Origin of the sequence: Streptomyces sp. FH025, assembly GCF_017427025.1 — a bacterium.
In the GTDB taxonomy this organism is placed as follows: Bacteria; Actinomycetota; Actinomycetes; order Streptomycetales; family Streptomycetaceae; genus Kitasatospora.
Genome location: NZ_JAFLNG010000597.1, coordinates 1 through 4,877, shown reverse-complemented (window position 1 = coordinate 4,877; position 4,877 = coordinate 1). Strand labels below are relative to the sequence as shown.

Below are 4,877 nucleotides of genomic sequence, written 5' to 3'. Positions count from 1 at the left end.
CCGGTGGCGCGCGCCGACGCCGACGGGGCGGCCGGCGAAAGGGTGGGTCCGCGGCGCCGGCGCCGGCCGATCCCGGCCCCGGCGGCCCCGGGCGCTCCGAGGGGCCGGGGCCGGATGCGAGCGGGGCCGGGCCGGGCGCCCTGCTCGCGGCGCCCGGGTGCGGCCCGGCCCACGCGGCGAGGCCCGCTCGGGGCGTGCGGCTCGGCCGGGCGGCGGCCTGTGCGTCGGCCGCCATCCGGCCCGGCACCGGGCTTCATCGGTGCCGCGGCACCCGGCAGGCGGTGAGAGGAGCCCGCCGTGCGCATTGACCGACCCACCGCGCCCGCCGCCCGACAGGCCGCTACGCCTCGCCGTGCGCCATCTTGATCAGCCGGTCCAGCACCTTGCCGCCGCTCACCCGCAGGCCGTCGTGCTCCCACTCGTTGGTGATCCAGGTCCGCAGGCCGCGCACCGCGCGGGCGGTCGCCAGCGAGTCGGCGGTGTCCACGTACATGTCGTCGTGGTACACCGCCGCCACGACCGGCACGGTGTTGGCGGCCAGCCGCGCCGGGTCGTACAGGTCGGGCCAGTCGGTGCGGGCGGCGAGCAGGTCCGCGGTCTCCTTCAGCGGGCGCAGCGCCGGGTCGGTGTCGAACATCCAGGGGTAGATCATCTCCCCGGTGAACAGCACCGGGGCGTCGGACTCCAGCGCGGCCCGGGCGTCGAACTGCGGGAACTCCTTGCGGATCCGCTCGGCCGACCAGGCGGTGCCGCGCTGCTCCACCGACCGCTGACCGTAGATCGACTCGTGCAGCACGGCGTACAGCGGGCCCTCGGCGAAGGAGAGCCGGGCCTGGACGCCGGCCAGGAAGGTGTCGGAGAGCTCGGCCCCGGCCGGGCCCTCCACCCACGCCTCCTCCAGCAGGTAGTGCAGGGTGCCCGAGCCGCTACCGCCGCCGAGCATCATCCCGAGCCCCTGGAAGGACTCGACGGTGAGCAGCCCCCCGTCGGGCAGGGTGGCGGGGGAGTCGGCGAGGTGGGCGGCGATCCGCCGCACGGCCTCGACGTCCTGCGGGAACCGGGCGTAGTGGTCCTCGTTCTTGCGGACGACGCGCGGGTAGGCGGCGCGGTAGACGTCGTCGGCCGAGCTGCCGAGGCCGGAGAGGCCGCCGGTGATGAAGGCCTCGGTCAGGCCTTCGGGAGCGAAGGAGAGGTAGGTGAGGGTGCAGAAGCCGCCGAAGCTCTGGCCGAGCACGCTCCAGCGCCGGTCGGCGCCGAGCAGCCGGCGGCGGATCAGCTCGGCGTCCCGCACGATCGAGTCCGCGCGGAAGTGCGCCAGGTAGTCCGCCTGCTCCTGCGGGCCGCCGCGCCGGGCGAGGGTCTGCCGGGTCGCGGGCGTGGACCGCCCGGTGCCGCGCTGGTCGAGCAGCAGCACGCGGTAGTCGTCCAGGGCGCGATCCAGCCAGGCGTCCCGGCCGAGCGGGCGGGCGGCCTTGCCGCCGGGCCCGCCCTGGAGGAAGACCAGCCAGGGCAGATCGTCCCGCTCGCGGCCGGCGGCCACCACCTCGCGGGCGTACACCTCGATCTGCTCGCCATCAGGGGCGGAATGGTCGAGGGGGAGCTGGAAGACGTGGTCGGTCGTGACAATCCCGGGCAGCCGGCTGACGGTGGACATGCAACTCCTCGGTCTCTGCTGGTCACAGCGATTGCGTCGCGGCTCACGGGGGTCACCAGGTGCGGGCGCCGCGACCCCCGCACCGTATCCTGGCGGCGGTCGAGCGCCGGTTCGACCGCCTTGCCCACCCGGCCGGGCGGCCCGCACCGGCCGAGGCACAGGGCCAACAGGCCTGGGAGCGGCCCGAGACGGCGGACGGCGCGGGCCTGCGGCGAGGCCCCGGTGACGGGCCCGAGGGGCCGGGTGCGACCGGATGAGGCCACGACGGGGCGTGACCTGGCGGCGGTGCGCGGCGTTCACCCCGGGGGGCCCTGCGCCCGGGCGGTGTTCGGCGGCACCCGGTTGCGGGCGGCCGCCCGCCCGGCGGTGCGGACCGGCCGAGCACGGCCGCCGACGGGCGCGGGCCACGGGGGTGGGCGTCCCGAGCAGGGCATCACCGGCAGGCCGGGCACCGGACCTGACGGAGTGCCGGGCACGGCGGCGTGCCCGACGCGAAGGCGCGGCGCGCCGGTACCGGCCCGGTACCGGACACCGCATGGCACGGCCCACCACCGGGTACGGCCAGACACGGCACACCGCCGACGGGAGAGATCCCGCCGGCCCGGCACCATCAGCACGCGATCGAGCATGCTCGCGGCCCACCGGCCTGACCCGGCCACCGGACCGCCGAGGGGAGGAGAGTCCGGTGACCGCCATGAGGCCACCACAGGCCATGCCGGCCGAGAGCGTGGTCGGCGCGCCCAGACCGGCCGGGCGCCCCGACCAGGCGCCGACGGCCGGGCCCGCGGGCGCCCCCGCCGGCCCGGGCCGGCCCGCGGCCCCGCCGCGTCCGCAGCCCCCCGCCGTCCACCACGCGGTGCTCTGCGTCAACGCCCCCGCGATGGCCGCCTCCGGCCCCGACGGCCAGCTGCGCGGCCACAGCCTGCACGGCTTCTACCGCAACGGCGTTCGGGTGCTCGCCCGGATGGAGCTGCGGCTGGGCGGCATGGAGCCGCTGCCGCTCCAGGGCACCTCGACCAGCACCGCCCAGGCCCGCTTCCTCGGCGCCGTCCGCCTCCCCGGCGACCTCGACCCGGACCCGGCGCTCACCGTCGAGCGGCTGCGCCACGCGGACGGCGTGGAGGCCGTCACCGTGCGCAACACCGGCGCCCGGCCCGCCCGGTTGCCGCTGGAGATCGCCCTCGGCACCGATCTCGGCCCGGTCGCCGAGATCGCCGCCGGGCACCGCCCGCCCGACCTGCCGGGCCAGGTGCAGTCCGCCGGGCTGCGCTGGGCCGGCCCGACGCACAGCGCCGTGGTCAGCGCCAAGCCCTCCCCGCACGCCGTCCTCGCCGGGGCCGGGGTGCTCCGCTGGGACTTGGAGGTCCAACCCGGCGCCCGCTGGTCGGTCGAGCTGCGCGCCGAGCTGGAGACCGCCCCCGGCGGCCCCCGTCCGCCCGGTGGGCGCGGCACCGGCGTCCCGCTGCCCTGGGCCGAACCGGAGGTCCGCAGCGACGACGCCCGCGCCGCCCCGCTGGTGGCCCGTTCCCTGGACGCCCTCGGCGGACTGCTGTTCGCCGACCCGGACCGCCCGACCGACCTCTACCCGGCTTCCGGCGCACCCTGGCGGTTCGGTCTCGCCCCGGCCGACGCGCTCTGGGCCGCCCGGATGACCCTGCCGCTCGGCACCCGGCTCGCCGCCGGGACGCTCCGCGCGCTGGCCCGCCGTCAGCAGCTCGCCCCAGCCCCGGGCCGCACCGAGGGCCTGCTGCCCGGCGCCCTGCGGCACGGCGGCCCCGAACTGCCGCCCACCTGCACCGCCACCGAGGCCACCCTGCTGTTCGTCACCGTGCTGGCCGAGGCCTGGCGGTGGGGCCTGCCCCGGGCGGAGGTCGCCGACCTGCTCCCGGCCGCCGAGCGGGCCCTGGCCGCCCTGCGCGAGGGCCTGGCCGACGGCTTCGTCACCGACCTCAGCCGCCCGGCGGAGGACCGCGCGGCCCACCCGGTGCCAGCCCGCGCCGAAGTCCAGGCGCAGGCCCACCGCGCCGCCCTGCACGGCGCGGAGCTCCTGGAGGCCTTCGGGCGCCCCGGCGCCCAGGAGTGGCGGGACTGGGCCGCCGCCCTGCGCGGGCGCTTCCGCGAGCGGTTCTGGATCGACGACCTCTCCGGCGGCCGCCCCGCCGCCGGGCTGGCCCCGGGCGGCCAGCCGCTGCCGGCCGTCGCCTCCTCCCTGGTGCACCTGCTCGACACCGGGCTCGCCGCCGACGGCGGTCGGCACGAGGGTCTGCTGGACCGTGAGCAGACCCGGCTGCTCGCCCAGCGCCTGGTCGCCCCGGAGCTGGACAGCGGCTGGGGCCTGCGCACCCTCAGCGCCAAGTCGCCCCGCTTCAACCCCCTGGGCCACCGCGGCGGCGCGGTGCGGGTCCACGAGACGGCGCTGGCGATCGCCGGACTCGCGGCGGCCGGCCACGAGAACGAGGCCGGCACCCTGCTGGAGGGCCTGCTCTCCGCGGCCGCCCACTTCGAGGGCAGGCTGCCCGAGATGTACGCGGGGGAGCAGCGCACCCCCGGCTGCCCGCCGGTGCCGCACCCCGCCGCCTGCCGCCCGGCAGCGGTCTCCGCGGCAGGAGCCGTCCACGCGGTGTTCGCACTCGCGGGCGTCCGGCCCGACGTCCCGGGCGGCCGGGTCCTGGTCCGCCCGGCCAGCACCGCCCCGCTCGGGGAACTGGAACTGACCGGCCTGCGGGTGGCGGGCGAGCCCTTCTCGGTCCGGGTGAGCCGGATCGGGGTGGCGATGGTGGAGGAGGCCTCCGCGGAACTCCAGCTGGTCGCCCGCTGACACCGTGCCCGCCCGTGTCCGACGGCACCCGCGTGTGACCCGCCCGCCCGTGCGCGAACCGCGCCGGGCGGGCACGGTCAGCGGTGCCGCGCACTCCGCGCGGAGGCCTGTGCTTATCGTCAGAGAGACGACTATGATCGTCGCCATGTCGCGTTACGATCCGTCGGCCTTCCCCCCGTTCGCTGTCACGGTTGACCTGGTGGTGCTGACGGTGCGCGACCACTCGCTCTGCGCCCTGCTGGTCAGACGAGGCGAGCCGCCGTACCAGGGGTACTGGGCCCTGCCCGGCGGCTTCGTCCGACCGGACGAGGGCCTGGCCGAGGCCGCCTCCCGCGAGCTGGCCGAGGAGACCGGCCTGCGCGCCCACTCCGCCCCCGGCCACGACGCGGTCGGCCCCGGCGCGGC

Annotated in this window: 3 protein-coding genes; 2 read left to right on the top strand and 1 reads right to left on the bottom strand. The window is 78.1% G+C overall.

The features are described 5' to 3' along the window. Positions 1–340 precede the first annotated feature (340 nt). Positions 341–1,654 carry an alpha/beta fold hydrolase gene (locus tag J0670_RS30200; RefSeq protein WP_207814883.1) on the bottom strand — a complete coding sequence of 438 codons (1,314 nt, stop codon included), beginning with the start codon at positions 1,652–1,654 and terminating at the stop codon, positions 341–343. Between the two features lie 694 nt (positions 1,655–2,348). Between J0670_RS30200 and J0670_RS30195 the strand changes: the two genes are divergently transcribed. Then, positions 2,349–4,472, top strand: a complete 2,124-nt coding sequence (locus J0670_RS30195; protein WP_243437730.1) for a glycogen debranching N-terminal domain-containing protein — start codon at positions 2,349–2,351, stop codon at positions 4,470–4,472. A 145-nt stretch (positions 4,473–4,617) separates the two neighbouring features. Then, positions 4,618–4,877: NUDIX domain-containing protein (locus tag J0670_RS30190; RefSeq protein WP_207814882.1), on the top strand; the 260-nt coding region annotated here is incomplete at its 3' end.

What these genes read in the sequence shown, in the direction of transcription:
- J0670_RS30195 (WP_243437730.1), top strand. Translation starts at nt 2,349, where the DNA reads ATGAGGCCACCACAGGCCATGCCGGCCGAGAGCGTGGTCGGCGCGCCC.
- J0670_RS30200 (WP_207814883.1), bottom strand. Translation starts at nt 1,654, where the DNA reads ATGTCCACCGTCAGCCGGCTGCCCGGGATTGTCACGACCGACCACGTC.